The organism is Synechococcus sp. F70.1 (assembly GCF_047502745.1).
Classification (GTDB): domain Bacteria; phylum Cyanobacteriota; class Cyanobacteriia; order Thermostichales; family Thermostichaceae; genus Thermostichus.
Window position 1 is genome coordinate 30,102 of the sequence record NZ_JANSJL010000124.1, and the last position, 25,252, is coordinate 55,353.

Sequence of the window (25,252 nt, forward strand, 5' to 3'; positions counted from 1 at the left end):
GGCGGGAGCGCAAGTAACGGAAGCGGACTACAACCGGATCAGGCCGTAGGTGAGGGCGTAGCGCACCAGCTCCGTGCGGCTGCTGGTGCCCGTCTTGTTCAAGAGGCGGGTGACGTATTTTTCCACATTGCGCACGCTGGTCTGCAGTTGCTTGGCGATCTCCTTGTTCATCAACCCCTCCGCCACCTTCTCCAGCACCTGCTGTTCTCGTGGCGTCAGCTCTACCTTGATGGGTGGAGGCAAGGAGGTAGGGGCAGAGGGCTGTGGAGGAGGAGCGGCAGCCAGGGTACGCTCCGACAACAGGGCGCGAATCGAGGCCAGCTCGCGGGCCACCACTTCCGAGAGGCTAGCCGCGCGGGAGCGCTCAATGAGATTGGAGACAATGGCCACCAGCTCTTCTGGATCGAAGGGCTTGGGCAAGTAGGCATCGACGCCGGCCCGGTAGCCCTGGATGCGGTCGGCGGTCATCCCTTTGGCGGTGAGGAATACCACCGGCAGATGGCTGTAGGGCTCGAGTTTTCGCAATTGCGCCAACAATTGGTAGCCATCCATGCCCGGCATCATGATGTCAGAGATGATTAGCTGGGGCTGTGCCGTGCCGAGCAGTTGCAGAGCCTGTTGGGCGTTGGCAGCCGGGATCACCTCGAAGCCGCTGTCCTCGAGGTAGGCTTGCACCGCTTCCCGCAGGCCCGGCTCGTCATCCACCAGCAGGATGCGGGCCGACTTGCCAGTGGCGGTTTCGGGTTTGGCGTGGTCAGAAGGGGTCATTGCACAACTCCTGGATAGCTTTCAAGGTTTTGCAGAGGTTTAACCTCTAGGAGGGCGTGGGCAAGCGGAGGCGGAAGCAGGAGCCCTGGGGGGAACTTTCCACCTGGAGATCTCCTCCCATTTGGGTGGCCAAGTCGCGGCTGATGGCCAACCCCAGACCCTGCCCGGGCTTGGTGAGATCGGCGCGAAAAAACGGATCGAAGATCCGCTCCAGGTTTTCGGGATGGATGCCGGGGCCGCTGTCACAGACGGCAATCCACACCTCCTGCTGAGCGGGGCCGTTGGCCTCTTCCTCTGCAGGCCTAACCTCCACCCTAAGCTGGATGGTGCCTGGCGGAGGGGTATATTTGCAGGCGTTGTCGATGAGGTTGTCCAACACCTGGCGCAGAGCCCGGGGATCCACCTGAACTGGGGGCAGCGAGGAGGGCAAAACGGCTTGGAAGCGATGCCCCTGGGTCTCTGCCAGGGCTTGGTAGAGAGGGATCCACTCCTGGAGCAAGTCAGTTAGGGCGAGGGGTCGGAGCTGCAGGGGGCCTGGAACTCCATCCAGGCGCTCGAACTCGCCCAGCAGGTCTTGCAGGCGCTTACACTCTTTTTCGATACTGAGCCCAATCCAGTGGTTGCGATCTTCAGGGGGCAAGTGCTTTTGCAGCAGCTTGGCCAGCATGTTCAAGGTCGTGATTGGGTTGCGCATCTGGTGGATGAGGGTGGAAAGCTGCTGAACAGGCAGCGTGATCCTTTCCCCTGGGCTGGCAGCCCTGGCCTTGTAGGCAGGCTCAGGCTCTGGCTGGGGCTGGGCAACTTTTTTTCTTGCTGGCATGGATCCCCCCTCTCGGCTCTCCTGGGGCACATAAATGGATCCTAGCCCTATCTCCTCGAGCCTGGGATCCGGACTAGAGCTGGCGGGGTAAGTAGATGTTGAGAATTTCCCCTTGCCGAGCCCGGTGGCGCACAGTGAGATAGCCCCCCAAGGCCCGGAACAGGGTTTGGGCCACTGGCAGGCTGAGGCTAATGGCCCCAGTGTCTGGCTGCACCACCAGCAACTGGCCAATTGCTTGAGGGGACTTGAGTTCCAAGCTAGAGGTGTCACTCCCCTCGGGGGTGTTTACCTGAAACTGCAGCTTCACCAGCTCGCCAGCGCTGAGCAATTGGGCGCGGATGTGGCTGCCAGCGGGGGTACTGCGGGCCAGGCGGTCGATGATTCCAAATAGCACCGCTTCCAGGGCCTTGGGATCGCTGACCACATCGGGCAGCTCGGCAGGGATCTCCAACTCCAAGCGGGATCCCCGCCGCTCTACCTGGTCTTGCCAGCGCGGCAGGTTTTGCCGCACCAGATCCACCAGCGCAATCGGCTCCAGTTGCAGTCGGCGCCCCTCCCCTTTCCCAGCAGGGGGCATCACTGTCTCAGTGGCTTGGAAAAAGAGGCTGAAGCGGTTGATTTGCTCGGTACATTCGCGGTCAATCTTTTCCACGTATTCCCGCACCCGCGGTGGCAGGTCCTGCCGCTTCAGGATGAGACTGGCCAGGGTGCGGATGGTGCTGAGGGGAGTCTGGATCTCGTGGATGAGAGCTCGCAATAGCTCCGCCTCCGAGAGGCTGCTCTGGGAGCTTGGCGCAGCAGGGGTGCGGGCGTCTGCTCCCACAGCGGAAGGGGGCTTCTGCGACTTTTCTTTGGGTCGGGCTGCCCGGCTTTCCCCTTCGGTTCTGGCGGGAGGCAGGCGGGCAGGCGGGGATCCCGCCTCAGCGAGTGAACCCAGCAGGAGAAAGCTGCTAAAGCGAGCCAGCACCCGCCCAGGAGGCTTGGTCAGGGGGTAGTGGAGAGCCAGCTCCCGCCAAGCGGCTAGCTGCTCGGGTTTGCTCTGCTGCACCCGTTCCTCCAAGTTCTGCCAGGCCCGCCGCACCACTTCCGGCTCGAAAGAGAGCATCATTCCCCTTTGGCGGGTGTGGGGGTGGTACCCCTGGACGGCTATCACGGCAAAAGCAGGCGTAAGCAGCAGCAGGAATGGCTCCTCCACCAGCGGATCCTGGGGCAAGAGAGGGATCACGATGTGGCCAGGAGCTGGGATAGACTCCGGCGGCAAATTCGGCGTAAACAGCCAAGGGGCCTCCCGCGCAAGCTCTCCGGGGCGGCATGGCAACGCCTCTAGGGAGGGCGGATCCCCTATCATCCAAAAAGGCCACCAGGGTACCGGCCCGCCGATAACCACGCCAAATTGACCCACCTCCTGCCATAGCCGCAGCAGCGCAGCCACCGCCTGCTGCCAGACGCGCCCCCCTGCCCCCGGCAACCATTCTGGCAGGGGCAGCTCAGCCCAAAGGGCCTCCAGCAGGGACAGAAATCGGCGGCTGTTCACGGATCCCTCTGCTCCCACCCCTCCCCTGGTAGAGTAGCGGTTGCCATGCCCCTCAGACAGCGGAAAACCTCACCTTTAGCGGGGTGGATCCCCGCCTTAGCCAGTTCGCCCATCGGGAAGCGTGGCTCCACGCAAGTTGGCCCCCTTGAGGTTGGCCGTGCTCAGATCGGCGCGCGTGAGGAGGGCGTTGCTGAGATCAGCATTTTCTAGGTTGGTGCGACCCAAGTAGGCGTCCACAAGGTTGGCAGACCGCAGATCAGCTCCAGCCAGATTGGCTCGACTCAGATCCGCCCGCGCCAGCTTGGCCGAGCACAGACAGGCAGCAGAAAGATCGGCACCCTCTAGAGTTGCTTCGCTAAGGTTGGCCTCTGCCAAGTTGGCCTGGCTAAGCTTCGCCTCCTTCAAATTGGCCTTTCCCATCTGCGCCCCTTGCAAGTTTGCGCCCAAACAGCAAACCTCCCTTAGGTCAGCGTTGCTGAGGATGGCTCCCTGCAAACAGGCTTGCTGCAGGTTGGCCCCCTGCAAGTGCGCCCCAACTAGACTAGCCTCTTTGAGGTTGGCCCTGCTGAGATTGGCCCGCGTCAGATCTACTCCCGATAGGTTGGCCCCCCTAAGATCGGCGCGGCTGAGGTTGGCGCTGCGCAACACCGCCCCTCGGCGGCTCTCGTAGCGGAAATTGGCTCCACGCAGGCAAGCCCCCTCCAGGTTGGCGCTGGTCAAGTCGGCCCAGCGGAGATCGGCATCGATGAGGTTGGCGTCAATCAACAGGGCCAGCCTCAGGTTGGCTCGGTGCAAGTCCGCCCCTTGCAAGGTGGCACCGTGCAGTTGAGCGTCCCTGAGATCTGCCTCGCTCAAGTCGGCCTGGTTGAGGTTGGCTCCACTGAGGTCGGCTCCCACCAGGTTGGCTTTGCTTAGCTTGGCTCGCCCCAAGTAGGCAAAGATGAAGCTGGCTCTCTGCAGGTTGGCCTGGGAGAGGTCTATCCCAATTAAATCGGCTCGGCTGAGGTCAAGGGCGGCCAGGTTCTCGCCTACGAAGGAAGTGCACCCCCCTCGGTACAGACGGAGCAGATCTTTAGCATCCATGGCAGGCTGGTCCGCTCCTAGCAGCCATTTTAAGAGGTCCGACTCTCAGGCCAGGCCAAACAGACGGCGCTCCGCCTCCTCCATGCGCGCTAGGAAGGTGGTGAACTTGGCGGAGATCGCCTCGATTTCCTGCAAAAAGACGCGCAAGGTCTGGTACTTGAGAACTAGTGCCTCCTCGAGAGGATGGCTCTGCAACTGCTCCTCTAAGGCTTGTCCCAACTCGCTCAGAGCATTTTCAATGGCGGCTTTGAGCGTGCCACTGCTGCGCCGCACCAAGCGCATGACCTCCTGCTGCAGGTGAGGCTTCTGCTGGGCCAGATCGCTATTGGCCAGCACCTGCCGCAGGGCCGCATAGGGATCTCCTGGCTGAGGTGGCGTCTCGACCCCTTCTTCTGTCGGCCTTAGCAAGCGCCACTCGGATTGCTCCAGTTTTTCAAGGATCCCTCTAAACAAGGCGGCGGATCCCTCAAAGTCTTTGAGAAAGCCGCGCAGCACCTGGTGCTTGAGGGCGAGGTATTGGGCTGGATCCTCGTCCTGCAGGATCTCGTCCAGGGCATTGCCCAAGTCGCTTAGGGTGTTCTCGAGGGTAACCATCAGGGATCCGGCGCTGCGCTGCAGCAGTTGGCGGCAGGGTTCCGGGAGCTCTTGAGCTGCGATGGCAGGAGGGCCAGCTAGGGAAAGTTCCGGCTCCAGCCAGCTCATGCCACTGGACTCCACCCCCCCAGCCGCACTTTCCCCTTTTAGCCAGTCGAGATCAGCAGTGGGGGTCTCGGCAGCCAGCCCCCCGCCGGCAACCGTTTCTAGGGGCACATAAGCGTAGAGGGGCTGCAACATCTGCAGCAGGGCATTGGCTGCCTGGGCATCTTGCTCAGGTTCCTGGAGTTGCTGCACCGCCTGCTGCAGCCGCGCCTCTAGCTCCTGGGGGGAGTTGCAGGCTTCGTAGAGGGCCTTGAGCAATTCGTCGAGGCTATAGCGCCTCAGGGTCGCCAACCCTTGCCCTGTGGGCTCTAGCTTGTGGTACAGAGCTGTAAACAGAACCAGCTTGGCCCGCAACGGACTGGTCTGCTGCATCAGCCCAGCCCGCAGCTCAAACGGATCGTAGGCCTGCTTGTGCAGGTGTAGGCCGCCGTACTCCAGCGGAGGAGCCTCCCTGGCTGAGCTGCTGAGATCCCTTTGGGGTAGCTGAGAAGGCTGGTAGAGGGGCTGGAGCTTGCTCAGCAGCAGCTTGGCGATGCGGGCGTACTCGGCCTTTTTGTTAAGGCAATGGATGGCGTCGCGAAAACGCTGGCCCAGGTCCTCAAGGGTCGCATGCTCACGGCAGAGCTGCTCCAACAGGGCCCTTAGCTCCCCTTCGCTCAGCTTGCTGGCGTCGTTGGTCCAAGTGCGGGTGCAAGTGAAGTAAACCAGCTTTTTCACTCGGTCTGCGTACCCGCCCTGCTGCACCGCCTGCACAACAAGGCCAAGGGGATCCGAGAGAGCCATAAGAGCTGCTACGCGAGAGCTTTAGGCTTAGGCTGTTTCTGGAGGAGCATGGCCCAAGAGGTACCACCATCATCACATCATGAAGCCAGCGGCGGAGACAATAACCTTGGCTGCGGCAGAGGCTGCCTCAATCCTCCTGCCAGTCGAGTTCGGGATTGGTTAGGATCTGACGGCTCTGCTTGCGGCAGGGAAAGTGATGTCTTTCCCCGCTTGGCTTGAAACTTGCCGCTTGCGCTTCCTGGAGTTCGTGTAAAAGCTGCAGGTAGAACGCTCGCCGCTCCCAGTCCAGCTCCCGCAGCCCACAGCCCGGCTCCCGATCGTGCAGGCAATCGCGAAACTGGCAGGTGCCCAGTCGCTCCCGCACCTCCGGAAAGCAGTGGATTAGCTGCTGAGGTGAAACCGGCGGGATCCCTTCGCCAGCATTGAACCCCGGCGAATCGGCAATCCAACCGCCTTCTGGCAGAGGGAACAGCTCCACGTGGCGGGTGGTGTGCCGCCCCTGGCGCAGCTTCTCTGACACCGCTTGGGTGGCCAGCTGAACACCTGGCAGCAGCCGGTTGAGCAAGCTGGACTTGCCTACCCCCGAGGGGCCGGCTACCACGGAGATCTGATCCCGACAACGACGGCGGAGCTCGGGGATCCCGGCCTCAGTCAGGGCACTGACCAACAGCGGCTCATACCCCCACCGCTGCGAACGCTGTCGCCACTCCTCGGCTACCGCCGCTTCGACACAGTCACACTTGTTGAACACCACCTGAATCCGCAGGTGGCTGGCCTCTGCTTGCACCAGCAGACGGCTGAGGGCGTCGGGGTCGGGCTCCGGATCCGCCAGAGCCACCACCACCAGGACCTGGGTCACGTTGGCAATGGCCGGCCGCGACAGCTGAGTTCGCCGCGGCAGAATGGCCTCAATCGCCCCCCGCTCTGGCCAAAGAGGAGCAGCTGCTGGGGGCAGGCTAACCTCCACCCAGTCTCCCACCATCACCTGCTGTCCCCCTTTTTTGAGCTTGGCCCGCGCTGTGCAGAGGAGCTCTGCCGGCAGCGGCTTTTGGGCGGGGAAATGCCCCTCGATCTCGGGAAAGAGGGCAGCCAGCTCGGGATCGATGCGCACGCGATAAAAGTTGGCCTGGGCAGCTCGCACCCAGCCGGTGCAAGTGGATCCCTGCCCCTCCCTCCGGTGGCTCATGCCAAGTTCCCACGGCGTACCCAGAGGATGTAGTGTCCCTCGGGCGCCGCTTGTTGCCCTTCAATGGAATGGCCCGCCATCGTCAAGCTCTTGGGCACCTGCTCCAGGGGCTCCCCTGCATCCAGCCACAGCTCCAGCAGCTCCCCTGGGGCCATGCGTTCTAGGCGCAACTTAGCGCGCACGTAGTTGAGCGGACAGGGGATCCCGCGCTGATCCAGAACCAGCTTTACGTCTTGGGGGGGAACTGCCTCTGCCATCATTCCTCCTCCCGTTCCCGATGGCCAGGCATTTGGGCTAGCCCACGCAACAGCCCGCTCAAGAAGCCATCCCGCTTGTTGGTGCGTTCTCCATGCAGCTCAGCCAAGCGTAGGAGCAACTCTCGCTCTTCTGCGCTGAGGCGGGTGGGGATCTCCACCACCAGCGTGACTTTGTGGTCACCCCGCACCGCTGGGTTGCCAAGACGCGGCACCCCCTTGCCCTCCAAAACCAGCACCGTGCCTGGCTGGGATCCAGGGGGGATGACTAGCTCCGTTTCTTCCTCTAGGCCGGCTTTTGAGTCTACCGTGGGCACCGAGACTTTGGCTCCCAAGATAGCTTGCAGGTAGCTCACCCGCACCTCGGAGAGAATGGTGAGGCCATCCCGCTGGAAGTCGGGATCCGGCTCGACCGACAGGTAGACATAGAGATCTCCTGGCGGGCCGCCACGCCGACCGGCGTCTCCTTCGCCTGCAACCCGCAAACGGGTGCCGCTGTCCACGCCGGCAGGGATGTTGATGCGCAGCTTCTTGGTAGTCTGGATCACTCCCTCTCCGTTGCAGTGGGAGCAGGGCTCCTCCAGCACCTGGCCGCTTCCTCCGCAGGTGGGACAAGTGGAGACCTGGGTAAAACTGCCAAAGGGCGTTCGGGTGGCCCGTCGCACCTGGCCAATGCCGCCACAAGTGGGACAGGCTTTCATACCCCTGCCCGGTTTAGCGCCGCTGCCCCCGCAGACAGGACAGGTTTCCAGGTGGCTGATGCGGATTTGCTTTTCGCCCCCGAAGATGGCTTCAAGAAACTCCAGCTTCAGGTCAAAACGCAAATCATCCCCCCGCACCGGCCCTTGGCGGCTACGGGCATAGCCGATCCCTGCTCCGGCAAAATTGGTGAAAAAGCTCTCAAACAGGTCAGCGAAACTGCCAATGCCACCAAAATCCTGGAACCCACTGGCTGCTGCTGCTCCGCTTAGCCCTGCCTCGCCATAGCGATCGTAGCGGGCCCTTAGCTCGTCATCGGAGAGCACCTCATAGGCGCGGTTGATCTCCTTGAAGCGATCCTCAGCCCCTGGCTCCTTGTTGACATCGGGGTGGTACTTGCGAGCTAGCCGGCGATAGGCGCGCTTAATCTCCTCCTTGGAGCTACCACGGCTAACCCCCAAGATTTCGTAGTAGTCGCGGGCCATAGAAACGCTTCAGAAAAAGAAAGCTCAAACTCGCTGAAGACACAACTGGCTAGACGACCTAACGGCAACTTTGCTCAGCAAGGGCCATAAATCTCGCTCCCCATCTCCAGCAGCGCTGCCCTCAGCTCTTCCATTGCCTTCTGCAAAGTCGCTAAGTCTACGTTATCATTTGCCAGCAGTGTCCTCAATGTGCCCGCTGCCTGGGCCCCCCGCTGGCGGCAGGCCTCACTGAGGCGGCTGGCATGGTCCTGCAGTGTCTTTTCGTAGTTGTAGAGCAGGCTGTCTGACTGGTTGCGAGCTTCCGCCAACTGGCGCCGGCGGCGATCTTCTTCCGCGTAGAGTTCCGCCTCCCGGCTCATTCGCTCAATCTCACTGCTGCTGAGGCCGCCGTGGTTGGTGATCGTGATGCTTTGCTCAAGCCCTGTTCTCTTCTCGCGGGCTGAGACTTTGAGGATACCGTTGGCATCGATATCAAACGAGACTTCAATCTGGGGCACTCCGCGAGGGGCTGGCGGGATCCCAGTTAGCTGAAAACGGCCCAAGGTCTTGTTATCCTTAGCCATGGCCCGCTCCCCCTGCAGGACGTGAATTTCCACCATTGTCTGGCCGTCAGTGGCTGTGGAGAAGATCTGGGTTTTGCTGGTGGGAATGGTGGTGTTGCGCTCGATGATGCGGGTGAACACCCCCCCCAAGGTTTCCACGCCAATGGAGAGGGGGATCACGTCCAGCAGGAGCAGGTCTTTGACCTCTCCGCCCAACACGCCTGCCTGGATGGCTGCGCCAAGGGCCACTGCCTCGTCGGGGTTGACAGAGCGATCTGGATTTTTTTTGAAGATTTGCCGAATTTTCGCCTGAACAGCCGGGATCCGCGTCGATCCTCCCACCAGCAGCACGCGGTCGATGTCCTCCGGGGAGAGGCCTGCATCCTGCAGGGCCTGGAAAGTAGGCTCGACGGTGGCCTCTACCAGATCTCGCACCAGCTCTTCGAACTTGGCGCGGGTTAGCTCCACTTCCAGGTGCTTGGGCCCAGAGTCGTCGGCGGCGATAAAAGGCAAATTGATCAAGGTAACCTGGGTGCTGGAGAGCTCGATTTTGGCTTTCTCCGCCGCCTCCCGCATCCGCTGTAGGGCCATGCGATCTTGAGAAAGGTCGATCCCTTCCGTCTCGAGAAACTGACGGATGAGCCAATCCACAATTCGCCGGTCGAAGTCATCCCCGCCCAAGTGGTTGTTGCCAGCAGTCGCTTTTACCTCGAACACGCCGCCGCCCACCTGCAACACAGAGACATCGAAGGTACCCCCACCCAGGTCGAAGACCAAGATGCGCAGATCCTGATCCTGCTTGTCTAGCCCGTAGGCGAGAGCTGCCGCTGTCGGCTCGTTGATGATGCGCAGCACCTCCAGCCCCGCGATAGTACCGGCATCTTTGGTAGCCTGGCGCTGGGCATCCGTGAAGTAGGCAGGGACGGTAATCACGGCCTGGGTCACTGGCTCCCCTAGGTAGGCCTCCGCGTCGGCCTTTAGCTTTTGCAGGATCATGGCGGAGATCTCCTGGGGGGTGTAGGCGCGATCCTGCGCCACCACCTCCACCATGTTGTCCCGGCCAGGGATCACCTTGTAGGGAACCCGCCTCCGCTCTTCTTCGGTCTCAGCAAAGGTGCGGCCAATAAAGCGTTTGATGCTGTAGATGGTGTTTTCTGCATTGGTGACGGCCTGGCGCTTGGCCAGTTGTCCCACCAAGCGGACATTGTTCTTGGCAAAGCCGACGATGCTAGGGGTGGTGCGCCCTCCCTCAGCATTGGTAATCACCACGGGCTGACCCCCCTCCCAGACTGCCACACAGCTGTTGGTAGTCCCTAGGTCAATCCCGACAACCCTCCCCATAGCCCCTTTTCCCGCGCATCAAACGCCATCCCACTGAATCATTCTGCCCAGAGTCCCCCAGAAACCTTCAGGTGGTGCTTTCACCTTCACTGTAGCTCTCTGAAGGGGGTTAGGCTCTACTGGTCAAGGTTCATGGAAGCAGTTTTGCTAAGGACTGGGAGCAGTTGGGGAAGCATCAGGGGTATCTTCAGCCCTGGGTTGAGGGTTGGCCCCCTCGCTTGGCGAAGAAGGCTCAGGGGTGGGACTGCCCGCAGAGACAGCTACCATGGCATGGCGAATCACCACATCGCCCAGCTTGTAGCCTGGCCGATATTCGGCAACGATCACATCCTCGGGGTACTCACTGCTGGGTTGGCGGGCTATGGCTTCGTGCAGGCTGGGATCGAAGGGCTGGCCCACTGATTTCATGCGGGATACGCCCATTTTTTTCAAAGACTCCACCAGTAGGCGATAGACGCTCTGGTAACTGTTGTGCAGTTCCCGCTCGCGCTCAGTCTCGATCCTTAACTGCTGCTGGGCCCGCTCAAAGCTATCTACAACCGGCAGGATCTCCAGCACAAATCGCCGTCGTTCCCTTTGGCTAAGCTCCTCCTGTTCTCGCTGAGTACGCTTCCGGTAGTTCTCAAAGTCAGCGTAAAGGCGTATGTAGGAGTCTTCTTTCTCTTTCAGTTTCTGGCGCGTTATTTCCAACTCCTGCTGGAGCTGCCTGAGGGTCTCGTTGAGATCTGGAGAAGCCTCGCTAGGGGAGGTGCCGACCTCTGCTTCACGGTCTTCCAAAATGAGCTTCTCCAGCTCTGCTTCCACGTTGATTTCTTCTTCCTGGAGCTCAGGATAGGTCTCTTCTGGGGGCATCGGTTGCTTTTCTTCAGCAGTCATAAGGACAAGCACCAAGCAGTAGCCACAACTGCCAAGTTTGGCGCCTCAGAACCACTGCTGTAGCCAAACCAGGCTCTATGCTGATCGTATTCTACCGGCTGCTCTAGCGGCCAGTTGTGGCGTTGGTGGCTCTAGCCCACCAGCAGACTCTCCTGGGATCGATCCAAGCTCCGGGGAAAGTAGATCTCGGCCAAGTTGGGGATGAGGTGCCAGTTGTGGCTGTAGATGGGCTGGAGGGGGGAATGGGTGCGGATGTGGCGAGCGAGAAAATCGCGGATGCTCTCGGCAGAGATCCAGAGCATTTGGGCTTCCTGGAACATGCTGTAGCCACCGCCCCCACCGGCGCGGTAGTGGTTGATGGCTAGGCGAAAGGTTTGCTCCGGTTGCACCGGCTGGCCGCGAAATTGCAAGCTGACCAGGCGCTCGCCCACGGGCCGAGTGAGGTCAAAGCAATAGTGGATACCGTGGTAGAGGTCGAAGGTGTAGCCGCGAGCCTCGGGGGCGACAACAGCTTTGGGATCGGCTGGCAGGTGCTTGGGATCCAACTGGCGAAAATACCCAGCCGTCTGCTCAAGAGCGCGCCGCAGAATGTCGCCGGTGATCTCCAGAAGGCAGAGGGTGTTGTCGTAGACGGTGAGGCTGTAGGCGTCTTGCAGGAAGATGGGGCCTGCCGCCAACCCCGCATTGCTACAGATGTTAACCAGAGAGAGCTCCGCCGAGAGGCCGGCCTCCCGCACCGCCTGCAGTTGGGCCTGATGCAGCAGCTCCGCTAGAGGATTGGCTCCCAAACGGGCTGCCAGCCCGCCGCGATAGGCACAGCAGGCATAGCCAATGGGCTGGCGGATGTAGCGCAAGGTAGCTTGGTGGTAGGGCTCGGTGAGGGCTAGGAATTGGGGATCGGCCGGGATCCCTTCTGCCGCCAGCAACTGGGCGGTTTTGCGAACCACTTGCCAGCCACTGCCGTGGCGCTCCAGCTCTAGGGAAACTTGGGAAAGGTGGCTACCCCAGTAGCCGGGCTGGACAACCAGGGCCTTAGCTCCCCCTAAGCCCGCAATGGTCTGATGGGTATGGCCGGAAAGGATGACATCGATGCCCTCAAGCTGGGCCAAAGCCAGCAGCTCGTTTTCTCCTGCCAGACTCTTGTTGCTCACCCAGCCGGAGCGCTCCAGGCTAAGCCAGGCCTCGGGGGTGCGCAGAGGGGGCAACCGGTCAGGGCCGCTGTGCAAAATCAGCACCAGCACGTCCACCTGAGGCCGCAGCAGCGACAGGTAGTGCTGGGTCGTTTCCAGCAGGGGGGCAAAGCGCAGCCCTGCGATGTAGTCGGGACGCTCCCAGGTGTCGATGCGGGGAGTGGTCAGCCCCAACAGGCCAACGCGGATCCCGCCCACTTCCCGGATGACGTAGGGTTGGAAGAGGGGATCCCCGTTGTGGCGGAGAATATTGGCGCAGAGGGTGGGACAGCGAAGGTCGGCGGCGAAATCCTGCAGCACCTGCAGCCCAAAGTTGAAGTCGTGATTGCCTGGCGTGAAGGCATCGTAGCCAAGGGCGTTGAGAGCCTGGGCTATGGGGTGAGGAGAGGCCCGCTCCACCTGGGCGTAGTAGGTGCCTAAGGGGGATCCCTGAATGGTGTCGCCGCTATCAATGAGCAACACCGGGTCTTGGCTACTAGCCCGCACCTCCTTGATCAGGGTGGCTACCTTAGCTAGGCCGTGCTCTGCAGGGCTCCCGGTAAAGTAGTTCCAGGGATGCAGGTTGGCGTGGAGATCGGAGGTGTGGAGAATTGTTAACCTCATTCCACTATCCTAACGGCAGCCAACAGCTCACCTCAGCAAAAACAGCACTTGTACGCAGCCAACCAGAAATCCCAGCAGCCCTCCTAAGTTGACGATGGCCTGCAGTTCCTGACGCACAATTTGCTGAATGGCCTGCTCCAGCTCAGCAGGGGAAGTGGCGTTAACTTTGTCAGCAATCACCTGATCCAAGTTCAACACGGGGATCACCTGCATCATGAGAGATTCTAAGTCGCGCTCCAAGTGGCGCTCCAGGATCAAGGCGAGATCAGCACTGATCTGGTCAATGGAGGCCATCACAGCCTTGGAGCTGCGCAGCCGCCCCAACACCAAGCTGGCTACCTTTTCCCAGTCAATCCTCTCTCCCAAGCTGCGAATGGCATCGGCTCCCTGGGAGCGCAGGTAGTCTTGGATCCCGTCGCGCAGGGTGCGGCGCAACTGGCGCACAGCAGAAAGGGGCAGGTTTTGCAGCGAGAGGTTCTGCAAGAGCTCTGTCAGGCGGCGCGAAGCGTTGAGGTCTTTGAGCAGATCCGCCAAGAGGGCTTCTGCACCTTCCGGATCTTCCAGGCAATAGGCGCGCAGACGCAGCAGGGCGTTTTTGAGGCCAAACAAGTTGGCTACCACCCAGTAGGAGCCGGTGGCCCGCTCGCGAAACTCTTCATCCAAGGCTTCGATGTTGCGATCGGTAAGAAAGTCCACTAGGTTCTGCCGCAGCACCTTTGGGGGCAGCGCCTGGTTCAGGATCCACTCCGAAAGCTGCCGGGCCTGCTCCGCATTGAGGCGCAGTTCCAGCAGCACCTGGTCGAACAGTTGGTTAATTGGCCCCTCCAAAAAGGTTTCCTGACGGGCAAGCACCTTCACCAGGCGAGGCAGCGACTCGTTAAACAGATCCGCCAGGATGCGAGCTAGCACTTGCGCCGTTTGCTGTTGGTGCTGGGGATCCTGCAGCCGATCCAAAGCCACCCCTAGCAGCCAGCGGATCCCTGCTTGCATGCGCTCGGTTTGCAGCAGCTTGCGAGCCAAGTTGTGCAGCTCCTCCGGCGTAAGCAGGGATCCCATAATGGTCTTGGCAATCTGCTTGGCCAGGCGGGGCTGATTCTGCGGGATCAGGCCGGGGGTAAAGGGAATGCGCCAGCCGAAGACCCGGTAGGGGCGATAGGGCCGGAAGAGCATCTTGATGGCGATGTCGTTGGTGAAGTAGCCGATCACCAGCCCGGCCAAGGGGGGCACAACGTAGGTCCAGACGGCCATGGGGCAAACTAGGGGCTCTTCTCTACTCTACCGACCTGCCGCTGACTGCTCCGGCCTTAGCAAGCCGGGGTAACACTGCCCACGCTATTGGATGATCAGGCTGTCCGTGAGTTCCAGCTCCACCAGGGTATTGGGCTGCAGCGTCACCACCCGGTCAATGTTGGTAGCGCTGGCAGCTGCGCCCACGAGACTGCCGGCCAAGATGGGCAAGAAACCCCATCCCCCGGTAAGCACCCCTAAGGCCAGCCCGCCCGCTGCTCCGTAGCCCGCTCCCCGCGCGACGGTGGTGCCCATATCGGTGTTGCGATCCAGCCCAACCGGCAGCAGAGAAGACTGACCTCTGACGAGATAAGTGGAAGAGCCAATGGTGAGGCGATGAGCCACAAAGCGGCTGCCGACAACCCGCTCTTGGGAACTGGCGCCCTCCACCTCCCGGCTAGAAAGCTTCAGTTCTTGGTAGACCGGCTCGAAGGTGCCCCACACCACACTCCCTGGCGGGATCACCACCTGGCCAAAGCGATCCACCACCGGCTCAGCAACCTCCAGATGGGCACTGATGGCCTGGTAGGGCTGGAAGGTAATGGGGCGGTAGACTGTGAGGAGAAGGCGGGTACCGGCTGGCAGCTCGCCCCGCGTGGCTCCGGCCCGGTTTCCCCCTGGGCTAAGGTCGGGCCGCCGCTGGTAGGAATAGGCTTCGCCTGGAGAAGCTTGCTCACCTGGGGCTGTTTGAGCGGGCACCACCGGGATTGGATCCAAAACCAGGGTCGTGGAATCCAGCGGCATTTGCGGCACCTGAGGCACCGGCGGCAGGGCTTGCGGAGCCGTGGAACCGGGCGGGTCGCTGAGCAGAGGGAGGGTGGGGACGGGACTGGGCTGAGGAGCTTGGGGAGTAAACTCAAACTGCTGGGCAGCAACTGCAGTAGCCGCAGCAGCCCACAGCACTCCGCCCACCAGCCACCCCAAGCCAACCCTTTGCCACGACAGCGAAAATGGCCGCAACGCTGAGCTCATGGATCCCATCCAGTCACACCTGGCAGTAGCTTAGCATCCTGACTGGCCTCACCCCCCTAGATGTAGGGGTGGCAAGGGCCAAGAAGCACTATTAAGGCCTACTGGCCGGGCACGTCCGCTAGTTTTCCTGAACCGCTGTTGCGATGGGGGCAGGGGCGAAGTTGGGAACCAGGTTGGCGTCTTCGAAGCCGGCCAAGATAGCGTCAATTTGGCCGGGATCCTCAAGGAGCTTGCCGTTAGTGGCAGCGCAGGTCAAGACAGTGATGGCCTGGGCGCGGCTGGGGACATCGTTGGGGCGAAAGGTGCCGTCCGGGAAGCCGCCGATAATCTGCCGTCCATTGAGCCCGGCAATGTACTAAGCACCCCATTAGGTGCTGATATCAGAAGGGTTGAAGAAGACGAGCCAAACTGCGCACTCAGACAGGGAAACCTTCCAAAAAGTTCTATCCGGCTGCCGGTTTTGCCAGCCGTTTTAGGGGGCAGGATTGGGGTAGCGCTGATGCACTGCCTCGATCTCCACCAGGATCTTAGGCGATAGCTCCACCTCCAGGCAACTGAGGTTTTCCTTGAGCTGGGCGAGATTGGTGGCCCCGATGATGGTGCTAGTGACAAACCAACGGCTGCGCACAAAGGCCAAAGCCAACTGGGCAGGGGTCAGGCCGTGCCGGCGGGCAATCTGGACATAGGCGGTTACGGCCTCTTCCACATTGGGCTTGCGGTAGCGCTGGCCAAAGCCCTCAAACAAAACCAAGCGGGATCCCGGCGGCTTGGCGCCCCCTAGGTACTTTCCTGTCAGCAGCCCAAAGGCCAGGGGGCTGTAGGCCAGCAACCCCACCTGCTCGTGGCGGCAGACTTCCGCCAAGCCCATTTCAAACGTGCGGTTGAGGAGGCTGTAGGCATTCTGAATCGAGACCACCTTGGGCAAGCCCAATTGCTCGGCCACGTGGCAGAACTCGCAGAGTCCCCAGGGGGTTTCATTGCTCAGGCCGATGTAGCGCACTAGGCCCTCCTGCACCAGTTCCGCCAGCCCCTGCAGTTGCTCAGCAATGGGAACTGTGGGCCGCTCTTGAGAAGGGTCGTAGGCCACGCCCCCAAACAGCGGCACATAGCGATCCGGCCAGTGGATTTGGTAGAGGTCGATGTAGTCGGTTTTTAGGCGTTTGAGGCTGCCGGCCACTGCCTGTTTGAGGTTGTCGCGGGTGATCGACAAAGACCCGCCGCGGATCCAGTGCCAGGGCCGACCGGGGCCGGTGATCTTGGTGGCTATGATGAGGCGATCCCGGGGTTGGTGCCGCAGCCACTCGCCGATGTAGCGTTCTGTAGCTCCCTGGGTCTCCGCCCGCGCTGGCACCGGGTACATCTCCGCCGTATCGATGAAGTTGATCCCGTGCTCCACTGCGTAGTCGAGCTGCTCCCAAGCCTCGGCCTGGGTATTCTGCTCACCAAACGTCATGGTGCCCAGGCAGATCTCTGAAACCTGGAGAGGGCTGTGGCCAAGCTGGCGGTAGCGCATGGGGACTCTCGATTGCCTAACCCGAGACGTAGCCCTATTCTGAGGCCAGTTGCCTGCCTGTGGGATCCCTCGCCTACTGCAGGACAGGGACGTACTCGCGGTAGATCTGGTTTAAGATTTCCAGGCCAATGCGGCTGCGACTGTCGGGGGGGCGAGCTTCAATGGCCGCTTTGACCTGTAAAATCGTGCCCACCGGATAGGGCGAGCGCAACTCCTCCTGCTTGCCCAAAAACACATCGGTAAAGTAGTCGATCAGCCGCCGCACTTCCCCCATATCTTTGCGGGAGATCTCCATATCCAAAACGGTGGTCAATTTGGCTCGCATCGCCTGAAAGCTTTGCTGGCTGGTGTTAAGGGCCACCCGCTTGGCCAGGCTATCCACCAGAATTTGGCTGATCTTCTCCACATTTTGAGTCACAATCTCGCGGTGGCGGGCAGCAAAGCGCAGTTGCACTTCATGCAAAAATTGTTCTCGCTCCAGGATTTGGATGCCCTGCTGCTCCAGATCCACTCCGTAGCTTTGCAACTGCTTGTACTGGTTCAAAATCCATTGGCTGTAGAACGAATCGGCCAAAACCCGCCAGTAGCCGATGATGGTTGACTCGGCAAAGGGGATGCTCAGCAAATAGGCCTCGCTGGTGATCCAGTGCAAATGCTCGGTCAGGTTGTCCCGGTCTTTCTCGTCCAAGTAGGAGGTGCGCGGTACCCAAGCTGACCCGTACTCGCTTTTCACCTCTACGGGTAGGGAGACCAAGAGGGTGTCGAAAAATTGATGGAGGCTGAAAAGGAGAAACTTCTTCGGATCCTGGAGGCGGTTGAGCAGCTCTTGTTTTTTCTCTTCCTGATATTGAGCTACCAACTGCTGGGCCGCGGCGGCCTGGCTGCGCGCTGCCTCTACATCTTGCCGTAGCTTTTCAATCTCTTCCGTACTCGGCACCTCGCTAGCAGCAGGCTCCCACTCTCCGCTGAAATAACTGCCGCCCGGCCCTGGACTCCCGAGGCTTGCCAGCGGTTCGTCGCTGTCGTTGTCCAGAGTCAGCAAGTGAGAAAGAGCCCGCAGCCGAGCTCGTCGATTGGAAGAGCACAGGGATCCCACCTCCACCGGATCCCGACTTTCCCAGCCGTCCAGCCCACCGATGCGGTAGAGCGTATAGAAATACTTGCTAAGCAGCAGGGCGAGGAGATGGTGGTTTTTGACGTCGTTGTACTCCAAGTAGGCCCGCAGACACAGTTGAAAAGCGATGTTGGGCAGGCTGCGACACACCCCCATGATGTGGGAGTACACCCTTTGCAGGTGGGGCCGAAAGCGGCGTGGGATCGCCTCCGGCCGCAGGCCGCGCAGCCAAAACTCCGGCTGGCGCAGATCTTGGGGGGTGAAGTAAAGGCTTTCTTGCCAGAGCAGTTCGTCCAAGTCGCGGGCAAAAATCGGCCTTAGCTGATCCACGATTTGCACGACGACCGACTCGCTAAAAACCGGTATGACTTTTTCAATACGCAGTTGCTCGTAAACGGAGTACAGCCGCTCGCTGCGAAAGGACTCGATCGAGATCAGCCCCTTCATGGTTCCAATCCGACCGTCGCGCGTAAGAAACTTGTACACAATCTCGGCGGTGGCGTTGGGAGAGAGGATGAGAGTTCCTGTTAGATCAGGGGAAATTTGCAAAGGTCGCAGCAGGCGGCTGGTTTCGCTAAGGCTGAAGCAGCTCCAAGCTGCAGGGTTAAGCACCACCGACGATAAGCTGGCCAGCCATTGCTTCTCGTCCAGGTCTTCCAGACGAATCTCCCCCTCGAGGGCTCCAGTTGGCATGGGCGGCGGGGCGGTGCGTCCATCCTCAAGTGGAGAAGAAGATGGCCATCGTGGAGATGCACTCATGGGACACCACCCCAACGCCAGGGAGAAGGGACTGTTAGACGCTCTCGAATCTGCAGGTAGACTATAGAAGAAAGTATTCCCAGGTAGGTGTGATCTGCATCTCCCAAGGGACTTGGCGACTCTCCCTGACAGCAAAGGGAAAGGGCATCCTGGAAGGTCTTTAGCCCCATTCTTCAGTATCCTGAGAAAGTTAGTTTCTGGGTAGCGGGCAATTACGGTTTGGGAGCGTCAGAGAGAGATAGAGGGGATTGCGGAAGCAACCTCTACTACTGCTAGCGGGCTAACTGGCGGCAACTCCCTCCTTGCGGGTTAGCGACCGGATAAAGCGAGTGAGGAGAGGGGCGTTCTGGCAGAGCGCCTGAACGCGGTTTCAGCCTCGGGGATAGGAGGGCAGGGATGACGACTATTCTGATTGTTGACGACGATCCCACCATTTGCTTGCTGTTGAAGCGATCCCTGGAGCGGCAAGGCTACACCGTCGAGATAGCCAGCAATGGTTCGGAAGGGCTGGAGAAGGCCCACCTTCTAGCCCCGGGGCTGATTATCTGCGACTGGATGATGCCTGATATGGATGGGCTGGAAGTCTGCCGGCGCATCAAGGCTGATCCCAAGTTTTCCACCACCTTCTTCATTTTGCTTACCGCCCGCACCGAAGTCGAAGACCGCATTCAGGGCCTAGATGCTGGGGCAGACGAGTTCCTCAGCAAGCCAATCGATCCCAATGAATTGCGAGCGCGGGTGCGGGCTGGGCTACGCTTGCACCAGCTCAGCCATGACCTGCAGCAGCAAACTGCTCGACTGCGGGCGGAGTTGGCTGAAGCAGCTAGCTATGTGCGCTCGCTTTTGCCCAAACCGGCTCACTTCCCCCTTCACCAGATAGCGATTGAGTGGTGCTTTTTGCCCTCCCAGGAGCTGGGGGGCGATTCGTTTAACTACCAGTGGCTGGACGAGGATCACCTAGCTATTTACCTTCTGGATGTCTCAGGGCACGGGGTGGGATCCGCCCTCTTGTCCGTGTCGGTGGTGAACCAGCTGCGCTCCCAGAGCCTGCCCGACACCGACCTGCGGCAGCCAGATGCGGTGTTGCGCGCCCTCAACCAGTCCTTCCCAATGGGATCCCACCATGACATGTACTTCACCCTCTGGTATGGGGTTTACCAGCCGGGATCTCGCTTGCTTTCTTTTGCCAGCGCTGGCCACCCCCCCGCTCTGTTGGTTGCTCAATCGGATCCCATCCCCCTAGAGCTGAAGACACCCAATTTGCCCATTGGCGTTTTGCCCGAGCAGGACTTTGCCAGGGACGAAGTGCGGATCCCGGCGAACAGTTGTCTCTACGTGTTCAGCGACGGGGTTTACGAAGTGTCCAGCTCGGAAGGGATCTGGGGGATAGAGAACTGGAAGTCGTTCCTAGGCGCCCATGCCTGCATTGGCGTCGATCACGTTCTGCAACACATCCAATCTTTCCGCGGCAGGGCGGCTCTTGAAGATGACTTTTCTCTGCTCCGTATCAGCTTTGGCTAGTAGCTCAAGAAGGAGGGAATGGGGATGATTGAAGAGCTGAACCGGGATCCGCTCCCTGAAGCTCCTCCCACTGGCTAGGAGTAAAGGTACGGAGAGCTAGGGCGTGGAGACGGCCATCCTGAAGGTAGGGCTTCAAGGCCTCGTTCACCAGCCGGTGCTGTTGGATGAGGGACAGGCCCTGGAACTGCTCAGCTACAACAACAGCCTGAAAATGGTTGCCATCGCCCACTGTATCTTCTACATGCACTTTGGCGCCGGGTAGGGCAGCCTGTATCAACGCCTCGATTTCCCGCGAATCCATGCGCCGTCTTCCTGGCTTCGGCCCAAGAAACGTAAAGAAGCTCTCCTCCTATTTGCAGATATTATAGCGGGGACTGGATTTGAACCAGTGACCTTCGGGTTATGAGCCCGACGAGCTACCAGGCTGCTCTACCCCGCGTCGTTCTTCTACTCTAGCCTGCTTCTTCCAGGGTCGGCAAGTCCTCGGCTACCGACCAAAAAAAATCCCCCTGGCAACCAGGGGGAAGGGCAAGAGCAGAACCTCTAGGGCAGCAGTTCCTCAAGGGCCTCCTCTTTGGTGTTGGTGCGGCGAGAGAGGGTGCGGCGATCGAAGGTCATGTGGATCTCGCGGGTTTGCTCGCCGTCGGCAGCTACAGCAAAGATGGGAAAATCGATGTTGCCGTCGGGGAAAGCCATGTGGAAGCGGAAAGTGCCATCAGGGTTGAGCTGGATCTTGCGCCCCCCGATGGTGACGGTGGCATCGGGCTCCGTGGCTCCATAGACGATGAGTTCGGCATCGGCCACCAGCCAGAACTTACGGGAGCGCCGCGGTAGCACTTCGGAAGCGCCCGAGAACAGCCCCAACCCCGAGCCAGAGGCCATCCAAGGAGCAGCAGGCACTTCTGCCATGCCCATCATGCCCACGCCGGACGGAACGATGAACGAGCTGATGGCCTGCTCCGGCACCAGTTGGTGGCTGCCAAACAAGGATCCCGCTACTCGCATCGCCTCGAAAGCCTCCACCATGTCCAGGAAGGGATCCGCTGTCCTCTCCCGCTGCGGCTCGTCGCCTTTGTAGGCCACCACGCCCATGCCGGTAGCGCTGCGCTTGTAGGGCTCGGTGAGCTGGTAGAGGGTGCGGCCCTGGAGGGGCATGTCAAAGGGCACTGTCAGGAAGTGCTCTTCAAACCAGTCAGAAGGGAAGACTGGCGGCACCATCACCGCCGCCGAGCGGGCCAACACGAGCCAGCGACCATCCGCCGTCCGGTAGCCAATCTCCACCAGGTAGGAGCGATCGCTCACCGGGATCGGCAGGTACCATTCCCGCGCCAACTCGTCGCAGGGGTACTCCTGCATGCTGTGGGCCGGCTGGCGGTCGAAATCGATATCCGTTACGTCATAGAGGCGCAGCGCCAACTGCTGACCTCCCTCGCGGCGCTTGCTCTCTTTGGCCTCGTTGGGCACATCCCAATAGGCGTAGGCCCACTGGGGATCCCGCGGCAGCAGAACAATGCGGCTTTCGCCATAGCCACCTGGCAGATCCCCTAACCCTTTATCCACATCGGCCAGATCCGGCTTGCTGGCAACCTCCGGACCCACAAACTTCGTTTGGGTAACCGATTCTTGCCCGCTGGGCGCTGGCATGGTATCGACAGGGCGCCCAGACTTAGCTTTGGCCTCCCGAATGGCCTCGATAAGCTGGTCTTTGGTCATGCGGCTGTACTTGGGGATCTGATAGCGGGCCGCTTCTTCCCGCAACTGCCGGATGGTCATTTCTTCTAAGGGGATCCGCTCTGGTGGCATGGTCGGGGCCTCCTCTCCTCAACAAATCGGGCTTGTGCGCACACTCAACTGGCTAACCGATAAGGCTGATCCCAGCTTGCGGCTAAGCGCAACCCCTGACCTACTGGGGTGACAGCCGGCTTTGCGTCTTCCAACCGATGATGACTACAGGTTGGGATCAGCGGGGATCAGTAATGATGACCCTATGTTCACGTATTTCTTCCTATTGGTCAAGAGCTTGGGGATCGCTGGGGATCAGAAAGAAAGGAGGACTGCGCGCGATCCCCTGCCAAACCACCCCTGCCTGGATAGCATGGGGGAACGAGCGGCTGCGGATTTTCAGGCCAAGAGGTGTGGGCATGAGAACTCAAGGCGCAGGGATCCGGATCAAGGCGGCAGCCCTGGGACTCCTGGCAGGGGGACTTGTCTTGCCGGGGGAAGCGGTCGAGGCGCAGACACTGTTTCCTCCCCTCCACCGCCTGCAGGGGGGATCCCCTACCCCAACCCTTGAGAAACAAGAAGCGCCCTGGCGTTCGGTCACTCCCGACCAGCTATTTCCTGACGAGAACGCAGGATCAGAAGGGCCGATTTTCGATTTGGACTTGTTGCGCCAGTTGGACATGAGCGCCGGCGGCGGTGGCTTGGGGTCTGGGCAAGGGGGAGTAATCGGGCCTGGCAGCGGCCAGAGCGGGGTGCGCGGCTCCAGTCCTGGCTCAGGGGTGGGCACAGGCCAAGGGTCAGGGGGTGGAACTGGCCTGGAGGCGGGATCCCAGCGGCCCCAGTCCCAGGTAACAGGGCTGCTGGTCGATGCCCGCGGCCTGGACTTTCTGCCCAGCCAGTCGATGCGCCTTTTGGATCCCGATGGCAACCCTGTTTACCCGCCCATCAACCTTGGCCAGGATCTCAACGCCGCCTTTGTGGGCAGCGAGGGCACAGCCGCCTACGCCACCTCGGAAGAGCAGGCCCGCTTGTTAGTCAACCGCATTGGGGAGCGGCCCCACCGCATCCGCGCCCTGCGCACCCTGGGCTATGACCTGGTGATCTCTGCCGAAGATGCCTTCAACTTGCGCCGGATGAACGCCGCCGATGGCTTTCTGGATCGCTTTGCCGTGGTGGTCATCTGGGATGGCAGCCAAGCCAGCTTGCCCTAGGTATAGCCCCTCCCCAAGGACTTGGCTGGAAGGCTGACCTGGGGATGCTAGCCTAGCGAGAGGGCTCTACACCACCGACCCAGACGGCATAGCCTTATGCAACGGTTTGCCAACCAACCCCTGCGGGAACGGCCACATCTAGCGGTATTTTCTTCCAGCAAGGTGGGCAACTTTGTGGTCACCATCCCCCTCTTGCGTGGCCTCAAGGAAAAATACCCCGGCTGTGTGCTGGATTTTTTTGGCAGCGAAATTACCCGCGACTTTGAGCTCCACTGCCCCTACATCGACTTCAGTTTCCCCCTCTATAGCCGCCGCCCCGATTACCTCGAGGCCCTAGCGGCCGCTGTGCGGGATCGCGTGGCTCAAGCTGGTCCCTACGATCTGGCCATCAATTGCGACGAGTTTAGCGAGCTCAACCTGGTAGCGGTAACGGCCCTGCGACCCCAGTACATTGCCGGGGCTGGCCTGACCTTGGATTTTCGCCGCAAGTTGGATCCCGGCTCTGACCCGGTGCAGCGCATGCTCCAGGACGACGACTGGAACAGCCTGGAGTTTTTGCAGCGCTACAGAGATATCCTCACCAGCAACTACATTGCCGAGATCTTCTGCCGCCTGGCCTATGTAGAGACGGATTTCTTCCGCCTAGAGCTCCCCAGCCGGGATCCCGATTTTCCGGTGCCGGAGGTCCTCGTGCACATCACCACCACCCGCCGCGCCAAGATGTGGCCGCTTGAATACTGGCGCCAGGTAATCCAGTGGTGCCAGGGCCAGGGCTTGCGGGTGGGGCTAGTAGGTAGCGCCCCCGAGCTACAGCGATCCCTCTACCACGGCGACGGCGAGGAGCAACTGCTGGCTGAAACGGAGATGATTGACTTGCGGGGCAAAACCACCCTCCTCGAGCTGGCGGGGGCCCTGAAGCGGGCGCGGGTCTGTATCTCCGTGGATGCGGGGCCAATGCACATTGCGGCAGCTGTAGGCTGTCCCACCATTGCTCTATTTGGCAACGATGCCGACGGCGATGGAGCTAGCCCCGTGCGACTGTGGGCACCTCGCTTGCCCCATGTTTACGTTACCCAGACTCCCTATAAATGTCGGGTCTGCGCAGAAAACAAGTTCAAAAACGAAGCCTGCCTAGTGGAAGGCCACCCCTGTATGGTTCACCTCAAGCCGGAAACGGTCATTGGCTACCTCAAGGAGATTCTCAAGAAAAGCTAGGGGTCCCGTTTTGCCCTGCCCCTTGGAGCAGTCTGGTAGACAGCAGAGGGTGCCTAGGAGCGCAGGCTGGATCCCCGAAAGTCTGGCTGAGCTGAGAGTTTGAGGCCGAAAACTCTGTACCTAGACCATTTGGGTGTGAGCTGTGACTCCAGGGAGGAGGTACAGCCATCAAGGGAGCCGCCTTGCTGAGCAAAGAAACCAGAGGGCTTGGCAGGGAGTTGCCCTAAAGCTGCTAGCCACCTTTTGCTTTGCCTGCTTGGGGGTAATCATCCGGCTCAACACTCCTGCCCTGCACCCTTTTGAGATTGTGTTTTTGCGCAACCTCTTCGGGTTTCTTGCCCTGGTACCGCTGCTTTTGCGAGCAGGGATCCACTCTCTGCACACTGCCAAGATGAGCTTTTACCTCCTGCGCTCGGCAATTAGCACCCTGGGAATGCTGCTTTCCTTCTGGGCGGCCAGCCTGTTGCCTTTGGCAGAAGCCACGGCCCTGAGCTTTGTCCAGCTTTTGTTTGCTGGCATGATGGCGGTTTGGCTGCTGGGAGAACAGATGCGCCCCTCGCGCTGGCTGGGTTTGGGCTTAGGAGTTGTCGGGACTTTGGTGATGCTGAGGCCGGGCTTTCGCGAATTCTCTTTGGGCACAGGGCTAGCCTTAGCGGCGGCGCTTCTTTTTGGCTGGGTGATCATCGTGCTTAAGATCCTCGCCCGCACCGAGTCCAGCCTCACGATCACTGCCTACATGGGCCTGTTGCAGACTCCCCTTTCCTTCTTGGCTGCCGTTTGGGTTTGGACCTGGCCTTCGCCGGAGCAGTGGCTGTGGATGGTGGCGATGGGACTGTTGGGCAGCCTTGGCCAGGTGGCCCTTGCCCAAGCCTACAAGCTAGCCGACGTAACGATGCTCCTGCCTTTGGATTTCTCCCGCCTCCTCTGGGCTAGCCTGCTCGGGTTCTGGGTGTTTGCCGAGATCCCGGATGGGTGGACTTGGGTAGGCGGAACCCTGATTTTAGCAGGCGTCACCTCCGCGGCATACAGCGAGGCCCGCCAAGCCCGTAGTAGGGGAGTCTGCCAAGGACAATGA

The 25,252-nt window shown here is 60.5% G+C and carries 23 protein-coding genes and 1 tRNA gene; 4 read left to right on the forward strand and 20 right to left on the reverse strand.

Features of this window, described 5'->3' with window-relative positions; genetic code table 11:
• Nucleotides 1–27 precede the first annotated feature (27 nt).
• The 16 genes from NW860_RS11355 to NW860_RS11430 all read right to left on the reverse strand — a co-directional run bounded on the left by NW860_RS11355 (nucleotide 28) and on the right by NW860_RS11430 (nucleotide 18,442).
• Nucleotides 28–768 carry a response regulator gene (locus NW860_RS11355; RefSeq protein WP_414514259.1) on the reverse strand — a complete coding sequence of 247 codons (741 nt, stop codon included), beginning with the start codon at nucleotides 766–768 and terminating at the stop codon, nucleotides 28–30.
• A gap of 46 nt (nucleotides 769–814) precedes the next feature.
• Nucleotides 815–1,618, reverse strand: coding sequence for a sensor histidine kinase (locus NW860_RS11360; RefSeq protein ID WP_414514261.1), 804 nt, complete (start codon nucleotides 1,616–1,618; stop codon nucleotides 815–817).
• 43 nt (nucleotides 1,619–1,661) lie between these two features.
• Nucleotides 1,662–3,122: a sensor histidine kinase gene (locus NW860_RS11365; RefSeq protein ID WP_414514263.1), complete on the reverse strand. Its 1,461-nt coding sequence runs from the start codon at nucleotides 3,120–3,122 to the stop codon at nucleotides 1,662–1,664.
• Nucleotides 3,123–3,218: 96 nt separating this feature from the next.
• Complete coding sequence (locus tag NW860_RS11370) at nucleotides 3,219–4,205, reverse strand: pentapeptide repeat-containing protein (protein ID WP_414514265.1); 987 nt, start codon at nucleotides 4,203–4,205, stop codon at nucleotides 3,219–3,221.
• A gap of 45 nt (nucleotides 4,206–4,250) precedes the next feature.
• Nucleotides 4,251–5,687, reverse strand: a complete 1,437-nt coding sequence (locus NW860_RS11375; RefSeq protein ID WP_414514267.1) for a hypothetical protein — start codon at nucleotides 5,685–5,687, stop codon at nucleotides 4,251–4,253.
• Between the two features lie 127 nt (nucleotides 5,688–5,814).
• On the reverse strand, nucleotides 5,815–6,873 hold the full coding sequence (rsgA, locus tag NW860_RS11380) for a ribosome small subunit-dependent GTPase A (RefSeq protein WP_414514269.1): 1,059 nt from the start codon (nucleotides 6,871–6,873) through the stop codon (nucleotides 5,815–5,817).
• Nucleotides 6,870–7,133 (reverse strand): sulfurtransferase TusA family protein, encoded by a 264-nt coding sequence (locus NW860_RS11385; RefSeq protein WP_414423293.1) that lies wholly within the window; start codon nucleotides 7,131–7,133, stop codon nucleotides 6,870–6,872. The genes rsgA and NW860_RS11385 overlap by 4 nt, the downstream gene beginning before the upstream one ends.
• A complete protein-coding gene (gene dnaJ / locus NW860_RS11390) occupies nucleotides 7,130–8,311 on the reverse strand; it encodes a molecular chaperone DnaJ (protein ID WP_414410527.1) in 1,182 nt (393 codons plus the stop codon). Before dnaJ ends, NW860_RS11385 begins: the two co-directional genes overlap by 4 nt.
• Before the next feature lie 74 nt (nucleotides 8,312–8,385).
• Entirely contained in the window at nucleotides 8,386–10,194 is a 1,809-nt protein-coding gene (dnaK, locus tag NW860_RS11395; protein ID WP_414514271.1) for a molecular chaperone DnaK, read from the reverse strand.
• A gap of 147 nt (nucleotides 10,195–10,341) precedes the next feature.
• The gene (gene grpE / locus NW860_RS11400; protein ID WP_414514273.1) at nucleotides 10,342–11,070 is read right to left on the reverse strand and encodes a nucleotide exchange factor GrpE; all 729 of its coding nucleotides are present in this window, start codon (nucleotides 11,068–11,070) and stop codon (nucleotides 10,342–10,344) included.
• Nucleotides 11,071–11,201: 131 nt separating this feature from the next.
• A complete protein-coding gene (locus NW860_RS11405; RefSeq protein ID WP_414514275.1) occupies nucleotides 11,202–12,863 on the reverse strand; it encodes a bifunctional metallophosphatase/5'-nucleotidase in 1,662 nt (553 codons plus the stop codon).
• A 27-nt stretch (nucleotides 12,864–12,890) separates the two neighbouring features.
• Nucleotides 12,891–14,111, reverse strand: coding sequence for a DUF445 domain-containing protein (locus tag NW860_RS11410; RefSeq protein ID WP_414514277.1), 1,221 nt, complete (start codon nucleotides 14,109–14,111; stop codon nucleotides 12,891–12,893).
• A gap of 84 nt (nucleotides 14,112–14,195) precedes the next feature.
• Nucleotides 14,196–15,122, reverse strand: a complete 927-nt coding sequence (locus NW860_RS11415; protein WP_414514279.1) for a hypothetical protein — start codon at nucleotides 15,120–15,122, stop codon at nucleotides 14,196–14,198.
• Between the two features lie 118 nt (nucleotides 15,123–15,240).
• A complete protein-coding gene (locus tag NW860_RS11420; RefSeq protein ID WP_414514314.1) occupies nucleotides 15,241–15,474 on the reverse strand; it encodes an S-layer homology domain-containing protein in 234 nt (77 codons plus the stop codon).
• 120 nt (nucleotides 15,475–15,594) lie between these two features.
• Entirely contained in the window at nucleotides 15,595–16,635 is a 1,041-nt protein-coding gene (locus tag NW860_RS11425; RefSeq protein ID WP_414514281.1) for an NADP(H)-dependent aldo-keto reductase, read from the reverse strand.
• A gap of 73 nt (nucleotides 16,636–16,708) precedes the next feature.
• Nucleotides 16,709–18,442 carry a hypothetical protein gene (locus tag NW860_RS11430; RefSeq protein ID WP_414514283.1) on the reverse strand — a complete coding sequence of 578 codons (1,734 nt, stop codon included), beginning with the start codon at nucleotides 18,440–18,442 and terminating at the stop codon, nucleotides 16,709–16,711.
• A 462-nt stretch (nucleotides 18,443–18,904) separates the two neighbouring features.
• On the opposite strand from NW860_RS11430, the gene NW860_RS11435 reads away from it, so the two are divergent.
• Nucleotides 18,905–20,029: a PP2C family protein-serine/threonine phosphatase gene (locus tag NW860_RS11435; RefSeq protein ID WP_414514285.1), complete on the forward strand. Its 1,125-nt coding sequence runs from the start codon at nucleotides 18,905–18,907 to the stop codon at nucleotides 20,027–20,029.
• Between the two features lie 4 nt (nucleotides 20,030–20,033).
• Here NW860_RS11435 and NW860_RS11440 read toward each other — a convergent pair whose 3' ends face one another.
• From NW860_RS11440 to NW860_RS11455, 4 genes are all read right to left on the reverse strand, one after another.
• Complete coding sequence (locus tag NW860_RS11440; protein ID WP_414393014.1) at nucleotides 20,034–20,330, reverse strand: BolA family protein; 297 nt, start codon at nucleotides 20,328–20,330, stop codon at nucleotides 20,034–20,036.
• Between the two features lie 64 nt (nucleotides 20,331–20,394).
• A tRNA-Met gene (locus NW860_RS11445) sits at nucleotides 20,395–20,468 on the reverse strand.
• Between the two features lie 104 nt (nucleotides 20,469–20,572).
• On the reverse strand, nucleotides 20,573–21,832 hold the full coding sequence (locus NW860_RS11450) for a DUF4912 domain-containing protein (protein WP_414514287.1): 1,260 nt from the start codon (nucleotides 21,830–21,832) through the stop codon (nucleotides 20,573–20,575).
• A gap of 202 nt (nucleotides 21,833–22,034) precedes the next feature.
• Nucleotides 22,035–22,172 (reverse strand): hypothetical protein, encoded by a 138-nt coding sequence (locus tag NW860_RS11455; RefSeq protein WP_414406177.1) that lies wholly within the window; start codon nucleotides 22,170–22,172, stop codon nucleotides 22,035–22,037.
• On the opposite strand from NW860_RS11455, the gene NW860_RS11460 reads away from it, so the two are divergent.
• The 3 genes from NW860_RS11460 (at nucleotide 22,171) to NW860_RS11470 (ending at nucleotide 25,252) form a co-directional block, all read left to right on the forward strand.
• Complete coding sequence (locus tag NW860_RS11460; RefSeq protein ID WP_414425994.1) at nucleotides 22,171–22,962, forward strand: hypothetical protein; 792 nt, start codon at nucleotides 22,171–22,173, stop codon at nucleotides 22,960–22,962. The two genes, NW860_RS11455 and NW860_RS11460, sit on opposite strands and share 2 nt — an antisense overlap.
• A 96-nt stretch (nucleotides 22,963–23,058) precedes the next feature.
• Nucleotides 23,059–24,177 carry a glycosyltransferase family 9 protein gene (locus NW860_RS11465; RefSeq protein WP_414514290.1) on the forward strand — a complete coding sequence of 373 codons (1,119 nt, stop codon included), beginning with the start codon at nucleotides 23,059–23,061 and terminating at the stop codon, nucleotides 24,175–24,177.
• Nucleotides 24,178–24,319: 142 nt separating this feature from the next.
• Nucleotides 24,320–25,252 carry a DMT family transporter gene (locus tag NW860_RS11470; RefSeq protein WP_414514292.1) on the forward strand — a complete coding sequence of 311 codons (933 nt, stop codon included), beginning with the start codon at nucleotides 24,320–24,322 and terminating at the stop codon, nucleotides 25,250–25,252.